Raw genomic sequence first — 17,258 nt, 5'->3', positions numbered from 1 at the left:
TCAGCGCGGCGGGAGCGCGTCCCGCCCCGGCGAGGCGGGCGTCCATCGCGTCATCCCGAGCGGAACCTCCGTCTGCCGCTCCGGCAGGTCGCCGGGAAGCAGGTAGGGCCGCCGGATGACCTCGTCGAGCACGACGACGCTGACCACCGTCCGCACCTCGGGAAGCTGCGCGATGACCCCCGTCGAGAACTCGTGCACACCGCTCACGTCGACCGCGCGGATGAGCAGCATCGCGTCGTGCTCCCCGGTCGTGATCGCGCACCACTCCACGTCCGGCATCTCGATGATCCGCTCCCGGAACGACGCCCAGGCCTGCGGCATGACCGTCACGAAGACGAGGGCCCCGATCGACAGCCCCGCCTTGGCCTGATCCACGCGTGCGCTGAATCCGGTGATGACGCCGTCGTGCACGAGCGACTCGACCCGCGTGTACGCGCTGGCCCGCGAGATGCCCACCTTCTCGGCCAGCGCGGCGATCGAGACGCGACCGTTATCGCGCAGCACATCGAGGATTCTGTACGCCGTCTCGTCCAAGGGGGCGGCACTTCGTCCAGATTGCTTCGACGGATCCGCGTCCTTGCTGGACATATTGCTCCTCACATCCGAGGTTCTCGACAATGCGTGCCTGTGTGACGCGCACTTGCTGGACACATCGTCGCATATGATGCGAATCTGATCCCCGGTCGTCCACATCGGTGGCGGCCGCACCCGAATGTACTCCTCGCCCTTGGAGGCCCTGATGTCGTCACGCCGTATCACGCCGGTCATCGCACTCGGAGCCGTCGCGCTCCTGGCGCTCGCAGGTTGCTCGGGGGGGAACTCCGCGAACAACTCCGAGTCGTCCCAGGGGTCCGACTCCCTCGTCATCGACACCGCGTTCTCCATCGAGACCACCGACCCGGGTCACACGTACGACCCGACCGGCAACATGATCGCGAAGGCGCTGTACGAGACCCTCGTCGACTTCGAGGGCTCCGACGTGTCCACTCCGGTCCCCGGCCTGGCGTCGTGGGAGCAGAACGACGAGGCGACCGAGTTCACCTTCACGCTCGAAGGCGACCGCGTGTTCTCCGACGGCTCGCCCATCGAGGCGAAGGACGTTGTGTTCTCGCTGCAGCGCATCCAGGGGATGGAAGACGCCAAGCCCAACTTCCTGCTCGGCGGCCTGAGGATCGAAGAGGTCGACGACAAGACCATCCGGTTCACCTCGGAGACGCCGCTGCTGCAGCTCCCCGCGATCCTCGCGAACCCGGCGCTCGGCATCGTCAATGCCGACGTCGTCATGGAGAACGGCGGGAGCACCGACGGCTCCGACAGCGCCCAGGGCTTCCTCGACGGCGAGTCCGCCGGATCCGGCCCGTTCGTGCTGGACACCCTCGACCTCAGCTCGCAGGTCGTGCTCACCCGCAACGACGAGTACAACGGCGACGAGGAGTCGGCCTACAGCCGCGTCGTCGTGCGCAACGTCTCGGAGAGCGCGACCCAGCTCGCCAACCTCAAGGGCGGCGACTCGATGGTCGCGATGGACCTCAACGGCGACCAGGTCGCCGGTCTCGGCGACGACATCAGCGTCGACTCGGTGCCTTCCGGCCAGACCATCTTCCTGCTGCTCAACCAGGGCGAGGCCGGCGGCGACCTCGCGAACGTGAAGATCGCGGAGGCCATCCGCTACGCGCTCGACTACGACGCGCTGCTCGAGCTCGCCGGTGCCGGTGCGGTCCAGGCGACCGGCGTCATCCCGCCCGGCTTCGAGGGTGCCCTCGACAGCGGCGTGGAGCAGGACCTCGACAAGGCGAAGGCCGCGCTGGAGGAGGCCGGATACACCGGTCAGACCCTCAAGCTCCAGTTCCCGAACGACTACCCGGTCGGCGGCGTGGAGTTCACCCCGCTCGCCGAGCGCATCCAGGCGCAGCTCGAGGACGCCGGCATCGCGGTCGACCTCGCTCCGGCACCGTTCGCGACCGAGCTCGACGCGTACGTCAACGGCACCGAGGGCTTCGGCCTGTGGTTCTGGGGTCCGGACTACGCCGACTCCGCGAACTTCCTGCCCTTCGCCCCGGGTCTGAAGGTCGGCCTCCGCGCCGGCTGGGCGGCCGAGGCCAACCCGGAGATCGCGGGCATCGCCGCCGGTGCGGCCGCCGCGACCGACGCCGAGCAGCGCACCGAGGCCTTCACCGAGTTCGCCGAGGCCATGCAGGCCGAGGGCCCGTTCGTGCCGCTGATCGTCCCCGGTCGCAACATCTCCTCCGCCTCCAGCGTGTCCGGCGCCGTCTACAACTCCGTGTGGGAGATGGACATCGCCGAGATCCAGCCGGCCGGCTGAACGGATCGTCATGACGACAGTGGCCGTGCAGAGGCAGGCGCAGCGGCGCCGCTCGCCTCTCGTCGGATACCTGCTGCGGCGGGCCGGGACCTCTCTGCTCCTGTTGGTGGGCGTGACCATCGTCACGTTCGCGCTCACCAACCTGGTGCCGGGAGACCCGGTCTCGGCCGCGCTCGGTGAGGGCGCGTCGCAGAACCCCGCGACCCGCGAGGCGTTCATCAAGGCGAACGGACTCGACCAGCCACTGTTCGTGCAGTACTTCATCTATATGGGGAACCTGCTCCGCGGGGACCTCGGCACGTCGCTGGTGACCGGACGCCCGGTCACCAGCGACCTCGCCACCGCCGTGCCCGCGACGATCGAGATCGCGATCGGCGCGATCATCGTCAGCCTCGCGGTCAGCATCGTGCTCGGCACCCTCGCCGCGTACCGCCGCGGACTCGTCACCGACCAGGTCATCCGCGTCGTCACGCTCGTCGGGCTCAGCGTCCCGACCTTCTGGCTCGCGCTGGTCAGCTTCTACGTGTTCTTCCTGGAGCTGCGCATCGCTCCGGGCTCCGGCCGCATCTCGCCGTCGATCACCCCGCCTCCCCGCGTGACCGGGCTCTACACCGTCGACTACCTCCTCAACGGCGACGCGGTGGGCTTCTTCGACGCCCTCGCGCACCTCGCGCTGCCGGTCATGGTGCTCTCGCTCGTGACCATCGGACTGCTCACCCGCTTCATCCGCACGTCGGTGCTCGAGGTCCTCGGCAGCGACTACGTGCGCGCGGCCCGGGCGAAGGGCCTGCCGGCGATGCGCGTCATCCTCGACTACGTGCTCCGCGGTGCCTCGCTGCCGATCCTCACGGTGGTGGGTGTCGCGTTCGGGGCCCTGCTCTCCGGAACGGTGCTCGTCGAGTCGGTGTTCGCCTGGCCGGGGCTGGGCACCTACGCCTACAACTCCGCCGCGAACCTCGACCTGCCCGGCATCATGGGGGTCGGTCTCGTGGTCGGTGTCATCTACCTCCTCATCAACTTCATCGTGGACCTGCTCTACGGCGTGCTCGACCCGAGAGTGAGGATCGCATGAGCCGCATCGCCGCAGCGACCCCCGCCGGACGCTTCCGCTTCCGCTGGCCGCGCGCCTGGCGCACCCCGCTCGGCATCATCGGCACCGTCATCGCCGGTGCGTGGATCATCGTCGCCTTCACCGCGCAGTGGTGGGTGCCCTACCCGCCGAACGCGCAGGTGCTGCCCCGTCTGCAGCCGCCGGGAATCGACACGATCCTCGGCACCGACGGCAACGGCCGCGACATCTTCTCCCGGTTGATGACCGGCGCGACGGTGAGTCTGCCGCTCGCGCTCATGCTCGTGATCGCCGCCCTCATCATCGGCACCCTCGTCGGCGCGGTCGCCGGGTACTTCGGGCGCGCCGTCGACGAGACGCTCATGCGCATCACCGACCTCTTCATGGCGTTCCCGACCGTGATCCTTGCCATGGTGGTCGCGGCCTCGCTCGGCCCCTCGCTGTTCAACGCCGTCATCGCCGCGATCGTGGTCTCGTGGCCGCAGTACGCCCGCGTCACCCGCAGCATCGTGCTCGGTCTCCGCGGGCAGAACTATGTGATCGCGGGCCGCCTGCTCGGCCACTCGCCGCTGCGCACGCTCTTCGTCGACATCCTGCCGAACATCGCCGGCCCGGTCCTCGTGCTCGCGACACTCGACATCGGCGCGGCGATCCTGCTCCTCTCGGGACTCTCCTTCCTCGGTCTCGGCGCGCAGCCGCCGACGGCGGAGTGGGGGTCGATGATCTCCGGGGCGATGCAGAACTTCGACGCCTGGTGGCTCGGAGTCTTCCCCGGCCTCGCGATCCTCACCGTGGTGCTCGCGTTCAACTTCCTGGGCGACGCGATGCGCGACGTGCTCGACCCGACCGCCGAGATCACACACGAGAAGCAGGCGGAGCACACCGCCTCCGCGACGGGGGTGCCCGCATGACCGCGCAGAGCACGGCGACGCTGAGCATCCGCGACCTCACGATCGACATCGGCCGTCCGCTCGTGAAGGGCGTGTCCCTGGAGCTCGAACCAGGGCGCATCCACGGCCTCGCTGGGGAGTCCGGCTCCGGCAAGACGCTCACCTCCCTGGCGGTGCTCGGCCTCCTGCCGCGACAGGCGAAGACCGGCGGCTCGATCCTGCTCGCGGGGGAGGAGCTCGTCGGTCGTAACCGACGCGGTCTCAACCGCGTCCGCGGGAAGCGCATCGCGATGGTCTTCCAGGACCCGTCGGCCTCGCTGCACCCGCAACTGCCGGTCGGTCGGCAGCTCACCGATCACATGCGCGTGCACCTCGGCCTCAAGGGCGCCGCTGCGCGCGAACGGGCGGTAGAGCTGCTCCAGACCGTGCAGGTGCCGAACCCGGTCGAGGCGCTGAAGCGGTATCCGCACCAGTTCTCCGGCGGACAGCGGCAGCGCATCGCGATCGCCTGCGCCCTCGCGTGCGACCCGGAGGTGCTGCTCGCGGACGAGCCGACGACCGCCCTCGACGTGACGGTGCAGGCCGGCATCCTGAAGCTCCTGCGCGACCTCGCGATCGAGCGGAATCTCGCCGTCCTGCTCGTGACCCACGACCTGGGTGTGATGAGTGCGATCGCGGACACGGTCGCCGTCATGAAGGACGGCCGCATCGTCGAGCTCGCCGATCGGGAGACGCTCTTCCGCGCCCCGCAGCACGAGTACACCCGCATGCTGCTCGCGGCCCTCCCAGGGTCGCGCATCGACGAGAGCCCCGAGGAGGCCGCGGATGAGTGAGGTCAGCGTCCTCGACGCGCGTGACGTGGTGGTGCGGTACCCGGGCACCCCGCCCGTGATCGCGGTGAACGGCGTCTCGCTGAGTGTCGCGGCGGGAGAGACGGTCGCCCTCGTGGGCGAGTCCGGCAGCGGCAAGTCGAGCCTGGCCCGCGCCGTCGTCGGCATCGAGAAGGCCGCCGCCGGGACGGTGTCGTTCCGCGGCGCCCCCGTCGCGCCGCTGGGGATCCGTCGTCGTGACACGGCGCTCACGGGCATCCAGATGGTCTTCCAGGACCCGGCGACCTCGCTGAACCCGCGCCGGCGGATCGGCGACCAGATCTCCGACGGCATCGCGACCGCCCGTGCGCGCGGTGCCGCCGGTTCCACAGTGGAGGAGTGGCTGGAGCGGGTCGGACTGCCCGCCGAGGTGCGCACCCGCTTCCCGCATCAGTTCTCCGGCGGCCAGAAGCAGCGCATCGCGATCGCCCGAGCGCTCGCGGCGCGGCCGTCGCTGCTCGTCGCCGACGAGCCCATCTCCGCCCTCGACGCCTCCACCCAGACGAGTGTCGCGGGACTCATGCGGGATCTCGTGGCCGAGTCCGGCGCGGGGATGCTCTTCATCTCCCACGACCTCGCCGTCGTGCGCCGCATCGCCGACCGCACGTTCGTGATGTTCGGCGGGAGGGTGCTCGAATCGGGGCCGACCGACGAGCTCTGGGCGGCGCCGCGGCACCCCTACACGCAGGCGCTGCTCGCTGCGATCCCGGAGCCGGACGGCACGGGCCGCATCCCCGATGCCCCCTCCGCCGGCGACCGCGCGGTCTGGGCCGAGGTGCCTCCCGTCGCCTACTAGACGGGCACGACGAAGCCGATCCGGTGCTCCGTCAGTCGGAGTGCGTGCGTGACCGCGACCGCCGGTGGCGTCGGATCGACATCGCGATCCCGACGGCGATGGCGATCGCCAGCAGCGCCGCCATCAGTATCGAACTGGCGGTGTCGCTGATGAGACCCTGCATACGCAGGATGAGCACAGCGATGGCCACGATCAGCAGGGTCGCGGAGGCGATCCATCGTCCTGAGTGGAGCGTCATGATCCGGTCCTCTCGTTCATTGGGAGTAGCATCCGGTGATGATGCCGGCCCACTGGCGGAGCCGGACGCCCTTCCCGCTACGCGAGCAGCCGATCAACTGAGACTGGCTCCTCCCACGAGTACCCGCCGCATTCGTGCGCTGTAATGTTACATTGCGGTCGAGGGCGCGGCGATCTACACCGTGGTGCGTCGGGCCCGATCGAGGTCTTCGGCCCGGAGGAGCTTCGACGCCTGGAGGATCTCGACGCCGAGAAGATGCCCGTCGGCGTCGAAATCGAGGATGATCTCCCCTGCTCCGTGCGGGTTGCGTATCTCCGGTACCTGCGCGACGGATTCACCCGCGTGGAGCTCGCGCCCGACCGGGAGGTAGGCGGCGTCCGCTTCTGGGTCATATCTGAGGTGCATCGACGGCCTCCGTTCGTTCCTCCGCTACCGTCGTGGTGACGGCGAAGGGCCGGAGCGTGCGCTCCGGCCCTTCGCGTGTCCCGTGCGATCAGAGCGGCGCGACGATGTCCTGCTTCACGTCCCACTCGGTGATCTCGAGGGCGACGTCGACCGACTGTCCCTGCACGGTCGCGGAGCTGGTCGAGGCGAGGTTGACGTAGTCGTCGGTGACCTCGAACACGACCTCGACCGGCGTGCCCGCCTGCTCGACGGTGCCGCTGACGAGGTAGACCTTCTGGCCGAGGCGCTCGCCGGTGCCGGTCACGGTGAACTCGCCCGTGATGGCCTTCGCCGTCTCGGCGGGGTCCATCGCGGTGACGTCCTTCGCGGTGGTGCTGAGGCCGGCGATGATGGGGTCGCTCGACGACGGGTCGGCGGTCTGCCAGTCGCTCGACGGCGACTTCACCCAGACGTCGTCGCCGATCGCGACGATCGAGCCCATCGGCGAGAGCGACTCCAGCGCCTTCTCGGACGGGTTGAAGCGCGTGGTGGACTCCATGCCCATCACGACGGTCTTGGCGGCATAGCCGGCGGTGTCGGTCATGGCCTCGGCGATGCAGGCGCCGAGGGCCGAGCCGTCGACGGTGGCGCCGTCGGCCAGTTCGGGGCAGTCGGAGGACGGCGCTTCGGCCTCCTGCGATGCGGCCCCGCTCGGCTTCGACTCGGCCGGCTTGTCCGACGCTCCCGCCGAGCATCCGGTGAGCATGACGGCGGCGGCGAGCACGACGCCGACCCCCCACTTGTTGACGCGCATGGCGCCCCCCTCCAGGTTAGTGCCGATGACCGTCATCAGGCACGCCCTCCAGCATGCCAAGGACGGAGCGGACGTGCGGGAGGCGGTTCCGAGGAAACTCCGCTAGACTGTCGAGGTTGTCTGCCTTGCGGCGTCCATTCGGGATTCCACGGGCGGGCACGTGCACACACCCTCCTGCTCCCGGGAAATCCCCGAGAGCCGTTCTAGTCCGAAGGAGGTGGGTAAGTGACGCACCAGTACGAACTCATGGTCATTCTGACCCCCGAGATCGACGAGCGCCAGGTCGCCCCGACGCTCGACAAGTTCCTGAAGGTCATCACCAACGATGGTGGCTCTATCGAGAACGTCGACATCTGGGGCAAGCGCCGTCTCGCCTACGAGATCCAGAAGAAGACCGAGGGCATCTACGCCGTCGTCAACTTCACCGCGACCAGCGCCGCCACGCAGGAGCTCGACCGTCAGCTCAAGCTGAACGAGCAGATCATGCGCACCAAGGTGCTCCGCGCCGAAGAGGCTCAGGCGATGATCGCTTCCGAGGCCAAGCGCTCCGAAGAGAAGGCTGCCCGCAAGGCCGCCAAGGCTGCGAAGGCCTAAGTCTCATGGCCGGCGAAACCGTCATCACCGTGGTGGGCAACCTCACCGCCGACCCCGAGCTGCGCTACACGCAGAACGGGCTGCCGGTGGCGAACTTCACCATCGCATCGACGCCTCGCAACTTCGACCGTGCCGCGAACGAGTGGAAGGACGGCGAAGCGCTGTTCCTCCGCGCCTCGGTGTGGCGTGAGTTCGCCGAGCACGTGGCGGGCTCGCTCACCAAGGGCATGCGCGTGATCGCGCAGGGTCGTCTGCGCCAGCGTTCCTACCAGGACCGCGAGGGCAACCAGCGCACCGCGATCGAGCTGGAGGTCGACGAGATCGGCCCCTCGCTCCGGTACGCGACCGCGCAGGTCACCCGTGCGGCCTCGGGCGGTGGCGGCGGGGGACAGTCCCGTCCCGCGCAGCAGCAGCAGGTGTCGGAGGAGCCGTGGTCCACTCCCGGCTCGTCGACCAGCGCCGACGCCTGGAGCACTCCGGGCAGCTTCGGCGACGACACCCCCTTCTGAAAACACTTCTTCACGGGTGGGTCCCTGAGCTTGTCGAAGGGCCGCACCCCGCTCATCACTAAGGAAAAGCAATGGCTGGAAAGTCGAGCGGCGACCGCCGCAAGCCGCGGAAGGGCGCGAAGAACGCCGCTCCCGCGAAGTCCATCCGGGTCGGCGTCATCGATTACAAGGATGTCGCCACCCTCCGCAAGTTCGTCTCGGAGCGCGGCAAGATCCGCGCCCGTCGCATCACCGGTGTGTCGGTGCAGGAGCAGCGTCTGATCGCCACCGCGATCAAGAACGCGCGCGAGATGGCGCTCCTGCCCTACGCTGGCGCCGGCCGGTAAGGGGTACTGAGATGGCAAAGCTGATTCTCACGAACGAGGTCGCCGGGCTGGGTAGCGCCGGTGACGTGGTCGAGGTCAAGAACGGGTACGCCCGCAACTACCTCATCCCCCAGGGCTTCGCTACGGCGTGGACCCGTGGTGGCGAAAAGCAGGTCGCTTCGATCCAGGCCGCGCGTCAGGCACGCGCGATCCACGACCGCGACGAGGCTGTGGCCCTGAAGAACACCCTCGAGGGCACCAAGGTGCGTCTCGCGGTGAAGGCCGGCAAGGAAGGCCGTCTGTTCGGCTCGGTGAAGACCGCCGACGTCGCAGAGGCCGTCACGGCTGCGGGCCTCGGCTCGATCGACAAGCGCAAGGTGCACATCACCTCGCCCATCAAGGCGACCGGTGAGCACGAGGCGACCGTGCGTCTGCACGAGGACGTCACTGCCGTCATCACGCTGCAGGTCGTCGCCGCCAAGTAAGGCACCCGACGGGCGTACGCCTGTCGAACGGAACGCCCCCTGTCCCGGAGGACAGGGGGCGTTCGTGCATCCGGACGCGGTGAGGATCAGGCGACATTTCTCATACGCCGACGCAACATGCTGTGCTGTTGGCTCGATTCCATGGCGACACCACCCCCCTTCCCGACATCCAGAGCGCCCTGGGGCGATGCCGCGAAGGGGCTGCTGATCGTCCTCGTGGTGTTCTGGCACGTCGTGCTGAAGACCTACCTGCAGGTCGACTGGCGGCTCGGCATCCCCCTTCCCGGGGCCTGGGGCCTCGCGAGCGACCTCATCTGGCCGTTCCTCATGCCGCTGTTCCTGTTCCTGTCGGGGTACTTCGCCTCGGCAGCCTTGGCCCGGCCCTGGGCCGTCGTGTTCCGTCCCCGCGTGGTCCGCTTCCTGTATCTGTATCTGCTGTGGAGCCTCATCCACGCCGCCGCGATGTGGGCATTCCCGGACTTCCCGACGTTCGTGCCGAGGAGCGTCTCCGCGTTCGTGGAGGGGGTGACGATCAGCCCGCCGAACACCTGGTACCTCTACGCGCTCGCGCTGTACTTCGTCGTCGCGAAGGGCCTGCACCGACTGCCGCGCGGCGTCCTGTTGGTGGGCTCCGGCATGCTCTCGGTGGCGGTGGCCGCCGGACTGGTCGACGTGGTGAGCAACCGCGGATCGCTCCTCTACAACCTCTTCTTCTTCCTCGGAGGTGCGTATCTCGCGCCGCGCATCCGTCGCTTCACCGCGAAACCACGACCGGCCCCCGCCGGGGCGCTGACCCTCGGGTACCTCGCCGCCTACGCCGTCATGCGCGTGACGGGCACGGAGACCGTTCCGGGGGTGTGGCCGGCGGTGTCCGTCCTCGGGGTGGCGATGGGAATCGCGGTCGCTCCGATCCTCGCGGGCCTCCCTCTGGTCGGGCGGGGCCTGCAGGCGCTCGGCGTCCGGACACTGCCCATCTACCTCCTGCACATGCCGCTGCTGGCCCTTGCCGACGCCGCGCTCGTGGGGGTGCTGTCCGACGCGGGGCAGGCCGTGCAGCTGCTCGCGGCTGTCCTGCTCCCGGTCGTGCTCACGGCGGGTCTTGTCGCCGCGTGCATCGGCCTCGATCGCCTCACCGCTCGCGACGGACTCACCTGGCTGTGGGATCTGCCTCGTCGGCGGACCGCGGTCGGCGGTGCTCCTCGCAGAGTCCCCTGGCGGACACCGGTCGCGGTGCTGACCCTGGTGGGGGTCGGCCTCGCCGTCAGCGCGGCGGCGGCGATCCCCGCCCGCCCCGCCGCGATCGCCGACCGCGCCGGCACCCTCGCGGGAGAGGTCAGCATCGGCGCCGTGGGCGACATCCTGCTGTACGACGCGTCTCGCGGGAGCCCGGCGGATCGCGGACGATCGACCTTCGACGAGGTGCGCCCCTGGTTCACCGAGGACATCGTCACCGGCAACCTGGAGCAGGTGATCGCGGCGGACACCGGTGTCGACAAGTGCGCCGGGAGCGACCACTGCCTCGCGTTCCGCAGCGAGCTGGATGCCGCTACGGCGCTGCGCGGCTTCGACGTGCTCAATCAGGCGAACAACCACAGTCACGACTTCGGCCGGGAGGGCGTCGACGAGACGAGGGCCGTTCTGCGCGCGGAGGGCATGGACGCCGTCGGGGACCGGAACGAGGTCGTCGTGACGAGGGTGGGGGAGACCACCGTGGCCCTGGTCGGCTTCGCGCCGTATGGGGGATTCAACCGGGTCACCGACCTCCGTCACGTCGGTCAGGTGGTGCGCGCCGCCGCGGAGCACGCCGATCTCGTCGTCGTGCACGCCCATATGGGGGCCGAGGGACCGGAGGCCGACGCGGTCACCGGCGGGGCCGAGCACAGCTTCGGGGAGAACCGGGGCGATCCGCGGGCGTTCGCGCACGCGGCCGTAGACGCCGGGGCCGATCTGGTGGTCGGGCACGGTCCGCACGTCCTCCGGGGCGCGGAGTTCTACCGCGGCCGCCTCATCGCGTACAGCCTGGGCAACTTCGCGGGAGGGGGCATCTTCGGGGCGGAGGAGGAGACCCGTTTCGGCGCCTACCTGTCGGTCCGTCTCGGTGCGGACGGCACCTTCCTCGGCGGACAGATCCGGTCCGTCCGTCTTGACGCAGAAGTCGGTGCCCCGGCGCCCGATCCGACCGGTCGCGCAGGCGCACTGATGGACGAGCGCGGGCGGCGGGACTTCCCGGGCAGTGCCGCCGTCATCGACGCCGACGGATCGATCGCCCCGGGCGGAGGATAGGCTGCTGGCCATGACGGACGACGTTCGCAATGTGCACGAGGCCCTGTCCACCATCCACGAGCATTGGCAGCCGCACCGGCTGACGAGCGTCAACGACTACGACGTCAAGGTCGTGAAGCTGCAGGGCGAGTTCGTCTGGCACACGCATCCCGAGACCGACGAGCTGTTCTTCGTGGTGAGCGGACGCCTGACGATCCAGCTCCGCGACCGCGACGTCATCCTGAACCCGAACGACGTGTTCGTTGTGCCCCGGGGCGTCGAGCACTGCCCGAAAGCCGAGGAAGAGGTGCACGCGATCCTCTTCGAGCCGAAGGGCACGGTCAACACCGGAGACGCAGGCGGCGACATGACGGCAGATCTCCAGGAGCTCGGCTAAGCCCCCGCATCGCGTCCCGTGCGTCCGCAGAACGGGCGCACGGATGCCCCGCGGTGGGGGGACCACGGGGCATCCGCCGTTTGCGCGGCGGTCACGCTCGGCAGAGGAAGCGCAGCGAGGGCTGCACCGCACGTGCGGACGCTGCCGCGCACCGGCGGGGGCGAGGATCGTCCATTGAGTCAGTCCTCGACCACCAGGCGGCGATCCCGAGTATCGGTAGGGTCCCGGTTGGTGCCCCGGCGGCTCTGACTTGCAGCAACAGATCGCCTTGGACGTTGCGATTGATGGCATCCAGGGTTGCGCGGCCAGGCGGACCGACCCCCGCCGCGCGCCCGTGAGCAGTATCGCGAGCTCAAGGCTTATAGGTGACGTGTACGTCGATCTCGCGGCCGAGTTCGAGTTCGATGCGTTTGGCGAGGCTGCGGCCTTCTCTCTCCCATGCGTCGCGGTGTTTCTCCAACTCGTCTTCTGGCATGCTCGAGTACAGAAACTCTTCCCAACGGGTGTTCCATGCGAGGAGCTCCTGTACCAGACCATCCGAGAGCCCTGAATCTTCGGGATCGAGGTCACCTGCCTCGAGACCTGGTGTCTCCTCCCAAACGGGGAGGATGTTTCCGTAGTCCGGCGATAGGCGCAGAAGGCGTCGAGACATCTTGGTGTCCTTTCGTTGGCGGGCTACTAGCGGACCAAGTTGATTCCTGAGCACTGTCGACCAGGGTTCGCGGTGATGATTCTCTGACCTGTTTTTCCGAGGAACAGCCGGACATTAGTCTGATAGACCTTCTGCCCAGTCTTCTTGTTGTAGACGAAAACTGTCCGGGAGTAACAGAAGTTGGGACCGCTGGCGACGACTCGGTCGGGGTCGTAGAGCATCCAGGCGATGGACCAGTCGGCCATGTCGCGCCACTGCACCCCCACCCGTCCGCCAACGTTGGTCCACTCCCCTTGATGGCGCGCCTGAACATGCCGAAAGCCATAGTCCCTGGCCGTTCCGCACCGGAGGGTCGCGACGGAACCAGAGAAACTGTTCCTCAGTCGCTTGCGATCGTAGCTTTTGACGTATTGCTCGTTCTTGTCGAAGAGGCCGCAGCCGCGCCAGTTAGTGGGTGCGGGCGATTTCGGGGGGATGAAACCGAACGTTGTAATGCCCCCGCCGCCTTCTGTCACCTCTTGTGCATCGGCGGGGGTGAGTTCTTCCGTGGTGACGAGGAACTCTCCCGTCTCGTTCTCGATGACGAGGGTTTCCGGGGGTGCTTCCGGCTCGGTTCCGTCGGGATCTCCTTCCAGGAGTTCGTCTTGGCTGTCGTCGATGGGCTCGATGTGCTCGGATTCCTCAGTCTCATCAGCGGGGAGTATGCGTGAGGGCACCGTGGCGTATCCGAGCATGTAGAGCTTGAGTTCCATGGGAGAGGCGGAAAGGTTCCGGACCTGTATGGTGCCGTCGCTGCCGACCATTATGGGTGTGAACATGGAGTTCCAGTGGGTTGACGCGCTCTCGAGCATGGTCGCGTCGGGTTCGTCCAGATCGCTCGGCCACGCGCGGATCGAAGCGCCTTGTGTGGTGGTGCTACGGATGCTCACGTTGGCGACCACGGCATCGAGCCCGTCCGCAAACGACGGCATCCCGTACAGCCCTTCAACCGGAACCGTGACGGCTTCCCCGGCGGAGATCACGGTCGCGGGCACTGGGTAGAGGTCGCCAGCCTGCTCATGAAGTTCTCGCCCCTCGTCCATGGCCGGCATGGGTGTGGTGGTGAAGCTCCACGCACCGGTGGAGCGGAGAGTGGATTGTCCGAGGTGGCCATCCCAACCCGCGTCGCGCACGTAGGCGCGCCAGTAGTACTTCGTACCGGGCTTCAGCGTCCCATCGGGAACCCGATGAACAGCCGAGGTCGTTTCCGGTGATGTGTAGAAGGGTGTTCCGTTAGGGTCGGTGAAAATCCGGTAGGAGTATCGCAAGCTGGAACCGGTGACGGCAGTTGCTGTGGATCTGAAGGTGGGGGTCAACGTCACACCGGTGGCGCCGTTTGTGGGCGACCCGCCTGTGCCGGTCACGAATGTGGGGTTGACGTGGGCGTGATACTTGACCCAGAGGTCGGTGGTGACGCGTTTGTGACTATAGACGGTGCCCTCGGCGCCGCTGATCATGAAGGCCACGTTGGTGGCTGACGCCTTGCCGAAGCGGCTGGCGATGTAGGTGGGAAACGTAGTTCCGTTGGTCTGTGTCGTCCCGGCGCCCAGGGAATAGGAATCGAGCACGGTGCTGTACCCGCCATACTCCCACGCTGTGCCAACGCGCACATTGCCGGAGTGGGTGGCGGTAGACCCAACTCCGGCGTAGGTGATGCCGAGGTCTGATGCTTCGATGAACTTTCCGACGGAGGCGCCGCCTGCGAAGTTGACGACGGCACGCCAGTAGCGGTCGCCCTCAGGCTGTTTTGTGTTTCCGATGTGCTGCTGGCCGAGATACTGACCGCCGTCGGACTTGTACGAGTTCTGGTTCGCGATCGTGCCCACCACTTCGGGATCGATGTAGACGGGGAACACCCGGTCGGCATCCTGTATCCAGGACTCCTCGATGGAGACGCGGTAGAACCAGTTCTCGTTCGAGCTGCGCAGCAGCGCGGCATCCAAGACGACTTCCTCGCGAGGGGTTGCAGTGCCGTCGGAGGCGGAGTCCCAGGCGATGGGCGTCGGGCTGGACATCACGACCGCCCCATCAGCGTCCACGAACTCGAGAACATCCTCTTCGGTCAGTGCGGGCGTCAAGTTTCCTGGGTCGATGCGCCAGGTCCACGAGTGCTTACCTGCAGCGGGCGCGGCGTGGAGCACCAGTGCTTCTTTCACGGACCCGGGAGTGATTGTGTACTCAAGGTCAGCATAGGGAAGCACATCACGATAAGCGAGGGAGCTGAAGTCGTCCGACGGCCACACCGGCGCCTCGGGGGAACCCTCGTCTGCTCCGACGAGAGACATGGCGACCTCGTGGCCGTCACGTGTCACGGTGACCGTGTTCTGGCCGTCGGCTGTGGGAGCGAACTCGGGGGCAAGCGGGTGCTGTTCGACAGTCCACCCATCGTTATCCCTAGACAAGCTCGGGTCGACATCAACCCACTTTCCGTCGACGCGCACGTTGAGAGGGTCGACGGAGAACTGAGCCACCTCACTCCCAGCGCTATCGACATAGCGGGTCTCGAACTCCGAACGTGACACCACATCAAGGTCATTGCGGTCAACATTCTCGACCGCAGGTACCGGCGGATCCTCGGGTGCGGGAGTGCTCGTGCTGTCCGCGGGCACCTGAGCAGCCGCCGACTCGAACGGAACGATCGCACTCACCAGGAGAACGCTCGAGAGAACTAGGGAGGACACGATTACACGCGTAGAACTCACCAGAGCTCCTTCGACAGACAGGAGTCTGCGAAACGGTTCGCGGACTCATCAGACGATGAGACCGGCGACACCCGCCGGGCTGCCGAATGCTATCGAGGCGCCAACGAGCAACGCAATAGACGGCGTCGAACGTTCAACGGCCGTCAGCCTGTTGACGGCGTCGACAGTCGCTGCGGGGTATACAAGGTTCTCAGTAATGGATGGGACTCCGAGGACCCGCGCGTCATCGGGGCTCTCCTAGGAAGAGCTTGAAGAACCCCACCTCGATTTTGAAGAAGCCTCGGATGGGGAGTGGAGTGTCGAGCCGAGCGGGATCGTCGCTCCGTTCCGCTCTGGCGCCATCCGTTTCCATGACCCGGATGACGTCCTGGGTATCGAGTATCGACTCGTGGAGGAGAAGCCGGACTAGACGGACGTAGGTGCCGGGCGGATAGCGGCTGCTATCTCGTTTCCCACAAGGACGACGTGACGAAGCTGCGCCTCGTCGAACGGGCGCACGGATGCCCCGCGGTGGGGGGACCACGGGGCATCCGCCGTTTGCGCGGCGGTCACGCTCGGCAGAGGAAGCGCAGCGAGGGCTGCACCGCACGTGCGGACGCTGCCGCGCACCGGCGGGGGCGAGTCTCCTCCCCCGAGGACATCGCCGCCGCCGGGGCTCAGCACCTACGCCGTGCGACGGCGCAGCAGGCCCGCACCTCCCAGCAGCAGGAGAGCGGCGAGGGCCCACAGCCACGGGGCCGAAGCGCCACCGGTCATCGCGAGGCCGGTGGCCTCACCCGTCGCGGCGGCACCCGCAGCCCAGGGCATGCTGGTCATGCCGGCTCCGGTGCTCGGCGTCATTCCCGGGTTCACTCCGGGGTCGGTGCCGGGGTCCGTGCCGGGGTCGGTGCCGGGGTTGGTGCCGGGGTCCGTGCCGGGGTCCGTTCCGGGATCAGTGCCCGGGTCCGTTCCGGGGTTCGTGCCGGGATCGGTCACCGTGCTTTCGCCGACGACGGAGATCGCGTTCCCGCCGATCGTGATGGGAAGCGTCACGGGGAGCTCCAGCTGAGTCCCGCCGAGGATGCTGTCGTCGCCGCCGGTGGTGCTGCCGCCGGCCGCGGGTGCGGTCGGGGACGTGCCGCCGGTGGTGCCGGTGACGGTGGCGTCGTCGGTGACGGAGATGGCGTTGCCGGTGACGCCGATGGGGGCGGTCACGGGTGCGACCACCTGGGTGCCGCCGAGGGTGCTGTCGTCGCCGCCGGTGGTGCTGCCTCCGGTCGCGGGTGCGGTCGGGGACGCGGTGCCGTCGGTGGTGCCGGTGACGGTGGCGTCGTCGGTGACGGAGATGGCGTTGCCGGTGACGCCGATGGGGGCGGTCACGGGTGCGACCACCTGGGTGCCGCCGAGGGTGCTGTCCTCGCCGCCGGTGGTGCTGCCTCCGGCCGCGGGTGCGGTCGGGGTCGCGGTGCCGCCGGTGGTGCCGGAGGCCTCGCTGTCGCCGAGGAGCGAGATGGCGTTGCCGCCGACGCTGACCGGGGCCGTCACCGGGGCGACGACCTGGGTGCCGCTCGCGGTGCCGTCCTCGCCCGAGGTGCTTGACCCGGTCGCGGGTGCGGTCGGGGTCGCAGTGCCGCCGGTGGTGCCGGAGGCCTCGCTGTCGCCGAGGAGCGAGATGGCGTTGCCGCCGACGGTGACAGGCGCCGTCACGGGTGCCACGGCCTGCGTGCCCCCGAGGATGCTGTCGTCACCGCCGGTGGTGCTCCCGCCGGCCGCGGGTGCGGTCGGGGTCGCGGTGCCGCCGGTGGTGCCGGAGGCCTCGCTGTCGCCAAGGAGCGAGATGGCGTTGCCGCCGACGCTGACCGGGGCCGTCACCGGGGCGACGACCTGGGTGCCGCTCGCGGTGCCGTCCTCGCCCGAGGTGCTCGACCCGGTCGCCGGGGCAGGCGCCGGT

At 68.3% G+C, this 17,258-nt stretch carries 18 protein-coding genes; 11 read left to right on the top strand and 7 right to left on the bottom strand.

The annotated features are described in order from the left end of the window. Positions 1-588, bottom strand: a complete 588-nt coding sequence (locus tag KZC57_RS09745) for an Lrp/AsnC family transcriptional regulator (RefSeq protein ID WP_234024180.1) — start codon at positions 586-588, stop codon at positions 1-3. 151 nt (positions 589-739) lie between these two features. Between KZC57_RS09745 and KZC57_RS09740 the strand changes: the two genes are divergently transcribed. The 5 genes from KZC57_RS09740 to KZC57_RS09720 are packed head-to-tail and all read left to right on the top strand — an operon-like array spanning position 740 to position 5,947. Continuing rightward, complete coding sequence (locus tag KZC57_RS09740; RefSeq protein ID WP_105950685.1) at positions 740-2,323, top strand: ABC transporter substrate-binding protein; 1,584 nt, start codon at positions 740-742, stop codon at positions 2,321-2,323. Positions 2,324-2,333: 10 nt separating this feature from the next. Further along, positions 2,334-3,395 (top strand): ABC transporter permease, encoded by a 1,062-nt coding sequence (locus KZC57_RS09735; RefSeq protein WP_058631931.1) that lies wholly within the window; start codon positions 2,334-2,336, stop codon positions 3,393-3,395. Further along, positions 3,392-4,303, top strand: a complete 912-nt coding sequence (locus tag KZC57_RS09730; protein WP_025102819.1) for an ABC transporter permease — start codon at positions 3,392-3,394, stop codon at positions 4,301-4,303. Before KZC57_RS09735 ends, KZC57_RS09730 begins: the two co-directional genes overlap by 4 nt. Then, complete coding sequence (locus KZC57_RS09725) at positions 4,300-5,115, top strand: ABC transporter ATP-binding protein (RefSeq protein WP_060922055.1); 816 nt, start codon at positions 4,300-4,302, stop codon at positions 5,113-5,115. The genes KZC57_RS09730 and KZC57_RS09725 overlap by 4 nt, the downstream gene beginning before the upstream one ends. After that, positions 5,108-5,947, top strand: a complete 840-nt coding sequence (locus KZC57_RS09720) for an ABC transporter ATP-binding protein (protein WP_247641624.1) — start codon at positions 5,108-5,110, stop codon at positions 5,945-5,947. Before KZC57_RS09725 ends, KZC57_RS09720 begins: the two co-directional genes overlap by 8 nt. Before the next feature lie 31 nt (positions 5,948-5,978). Here KZC57_RS09720 and KZC57_RS09715 read toward each other — a convergent pair whose 3' ends face one another. From KZC57_RS09715 to KZC57_RS09705, 3 genes are all read right to left on the bottom strand, one after another. Further along, positions 5,979-6,185 carry a hypothetical protein gene (locus tag KZC57_RS09715; RefSeq protein ID WP_105950682.1) on the bottom strand — a complete coding sequence of 69 codons (207 nt, stop codon included), beginning with the start codon at positions 6,183-6,185 and terminating at the stop codon, positions 5,979-5,981. Between the two features lie 174 nt (positions 6,186-6,359). After that, positions 6,360-6,590: a DUF2283 domain-containing protein gene (locus KZC57_RS09710; protein ID WP_060922052.1), complete on the bottom strand. Its 231-nt coding sequence runs from the start codon at positions 6,588-6,590 to the stop codon at positions 6,360-6,362. Between the two features lie 88 nt (positions 6,591-6,678). After that, the gene (locus tag KZC57_RS09705; protein WP_231919541.1) at positions 6,679-7,383 is read right to left on the bottom strand and encodes a hypothetical protein; all 705 of its coding nucleotides are present in this window, start codon (positions 7,381-7,383) and stop codon (positions 6,679-6,681) included. A 225-nt stretch (positions 7,384-7,608) separates the two neighbouring features. Here KZC57_RS09705 and rpsF point away from each other — a divergent pair, with 225 nt between their 5' ends. From rpsF to KZC57_RS09675, 6 genes are all read left to right on the top strand, one after another. Beyond that, on the top strand, positions 7,609-7,977 hold the full coding sequence (gene rpsF / locus KZC57_RS09700; RefSeq protein ID WP_021201450.1) for a 30S ribosomal protein S6: 369 nt from the start codon (positions 7,609-7,611) through the stop codon (positions 7,975-7,977). A gap of 5 nt (positions 7,978-7,982) precedes the next feature. Further along, positions 7,983-8,486 (top strand): single-stranded DNA-binding protein, encoded by a 504-nt coding sequence (locus KZC57_RS09695; RefSeq protein WP_025102815.1) that lies wholly within the window; start codon positions 7,983-7,985, stop codon positions 8,484-8,486. Positions 8,487-8,557: 71 nt separating this feature from the next. Continuing rightward, complete coding sequence (rpsR, locus tag KZC57_RS09690; protein ID WP_017203799.1) at positions 8,558-8,812, top strand: 30S ribosomal protein S18; 255 nt, start codon at positions 8,558-8,560, stop codon at positions 8,810-8,812. An 11-nt stretch (positions 8,813-8,823) separates the two neighbouring features. Continuing rightward, the gene (gene rplI / locus KZC57_RS09685; RefSeq protein ID WP_105950679.1) at positions 8,824-9,276 is read left to right on the top strand and encodes a 50S ribosomal protein L9; all 453 of its coding nucleotides are present in this window, start codon (positions 8,824-8,826) and stop codon (positions 9,274-9,276) included. A gap of 141 nt (positions 9,277-9,417) precedes the next feature. After that, entirely contained in the window at positions 9,418-11,559 is a 2,142-nt protein-coding gene (locus tag KZC57_RS09680; protein WP_247641623.1) for a CapA family protein, read from the top strand. A gap of 10 nt (positions 11,560-11,569) precedes the next feature. Beyond that, complete coding sequence (locus tag KZC57_RS09675; protein ID WP_217583550.1) at positions 11,570-11,935, top strand: cupin domain-containing protein; 366 nt, start codon at positions 11,570-11,572, stop codon at positions 11,933-11,935. Positions 11,936-12,287: 352 nt separating this feature from the next. Here KZC57_RS09675 and KZC57_RS09670 read toward each other — a convergent pair whose 3' ends face one another. The 3 genes from KZC57_RS09670 to KZC57_RS09660 all read right to left on the bottom strand — a co-directional run. After that, positions 12,288-12,587: a hypothetical protein gene (locus KZC57_RS09670; protein ID WP_144881674.1), complete on the bottom strand. Its 300-nt coding sequence runs from the start codon at positions 12,585-12,587 to the stop codon at positions 12,288-12,290. Between the two features lie 26 nt (positions 12,588-12,613). After that, positions 12,614-15,274, bottom strand: coding sequence for a hypothetical protein (locus tag KZC57_RS09665; RefSeq protein ID WP_247641622.1), 2,661 nt, complete (start codon positions 15,272-15,274; stop codon positions 12,614-12,616). A gap of 717 nt (positions 15,275-15,991) precedes the next feature. Further along, the coding region (locus KZC57_RS09660) for a hypothetical protein (protein ID WP_247641621.1) at positions 15,992-17,258 on the bottom strand (1,267 nt) is incomplete at its 5' end.

Origin of the sequence: Microbacterium sp. KSW4-4, assembly GCF_023091185.1 — a bacterium.
Lineage (GTDB): Bacteria > Actinomycetota > Actinomycetes > Actinomycetales > Microbacteriaceae > Microbacterium > Microbacterium paraoxydans.
Note: the sequence above shows the minus strand (reverse complement) of the source record. Positions and strands in the feature narration are given on the sequence as shown.

Excerpts from the sequence above, each read along its gene's own strand:
- KZC57_RS09675 (WP_217583550.1), top strand. The coding sequence starts at position 11,570 with ATGACGGACGACGTTCGCAATGTGCACGAGGCCCTGTCCACCATCCAC.
- KZC57_RS09670 (WP_144881674.1), bottom strand. The coding sequence starts at position 12,587 with ATGTCTCGACGCCTTCTGCGCCTATCGCCGGACTACGGAAACATCCTC.
- KZC57_RS09710 (WP_060922052.1), bottom strand. The coding sequence starts at position 6,590 with ATGCACCTCAGATATGACCCAGAAGCGGACGCCGCCTACCTCCCGGTC.
- KZC57_RS09680 (WP_247641623.1), top strand. The coding sequence starts at position 9,418 with ATGGCGACACCACCCCCCTTCCCGACATCCAGAGCGCCCTGGGGCGAT.
- KZC57_RS09695 (WP_025102815.1), top strand. The coding sequence starts at position 7,983 with ATGGCCGGCGAAACCGTCATCACCGTGGTGGGCAACCTCACCGCCGAC.
- KZC57_RS09720 (WP_247641624.1), top strand. The coding sequence starts at position 5,108 with ATGAGTGAGGTCAGCGTCCTCGACGCGCGTGACGTGGTGGTGCGGTAC.
- rpsR (WP_017203799.1), top strand. The coding sequence starts at position 8,558 with ATGGCTGGAAAGTCGAGCGGCGACCGCCGCAAGCCGCGGAAGGGCGCG.
- KZC57_RS09725 (WP_060922055.1), top strand. The coding sequence starts at position 4,300 with ATGACCGCGCAGAGCACGGCGACGCTGAGCATCCGCGACCTCACGATC.
- KZC57_RS09715 (WP_105950682.1), bottom strand. The coding sequence starts at position 6,185 with ATGACGCTCCACTCAGGACGATGGATCGCCTCCGCGACCCTGCTGATC.
- KZC57_RS09735 (WP_058631931.1), top strand. The coding sequence starts at position 2,334 with ATGACGACAGTGGCCGTGCAGAGGCAGGCGCAGCGGCGCCGCTCGCCT.
- KZC57_RS09745 (WP_234024180.1), bottom strand. The coding sequence starts at position 588 with ATGTCCAGCAAGGACGCGGATCCGTCGAAGCAATCTGGACGAAGTGCC.
- KZC57_RS09705 (WP_231919541.1), bottom strand. The coding sequence starts at position 7,383 with ATGCGCGTCAACAAGTGGGGGGTCGGCGTCGTGCTCGCCGCCGCCGTC.
- KZC57_RS09740 (WP_105950685.1), top strand. The coding sequence starts at position 740 with ATGTCGTCACGCCGTATCACGCCGGTCATCGCACTCGGAGCCGTCGCG.
- KZC57_RS09730 (WP_025102819.1), top strand. The coding sequence starts at position 3,392 with ATGAGCCGCATCGCCGCAGCGACCCCCGCCGGACGCTTCCGCTTCCGC.
- rplI (WP_105950679.1), top strand. The coding sequence starts at position 8,824 with ATGGCAAAGCTGATTCTCACGAACGAGGTCGCCGGGCTGGGTAGCGCC.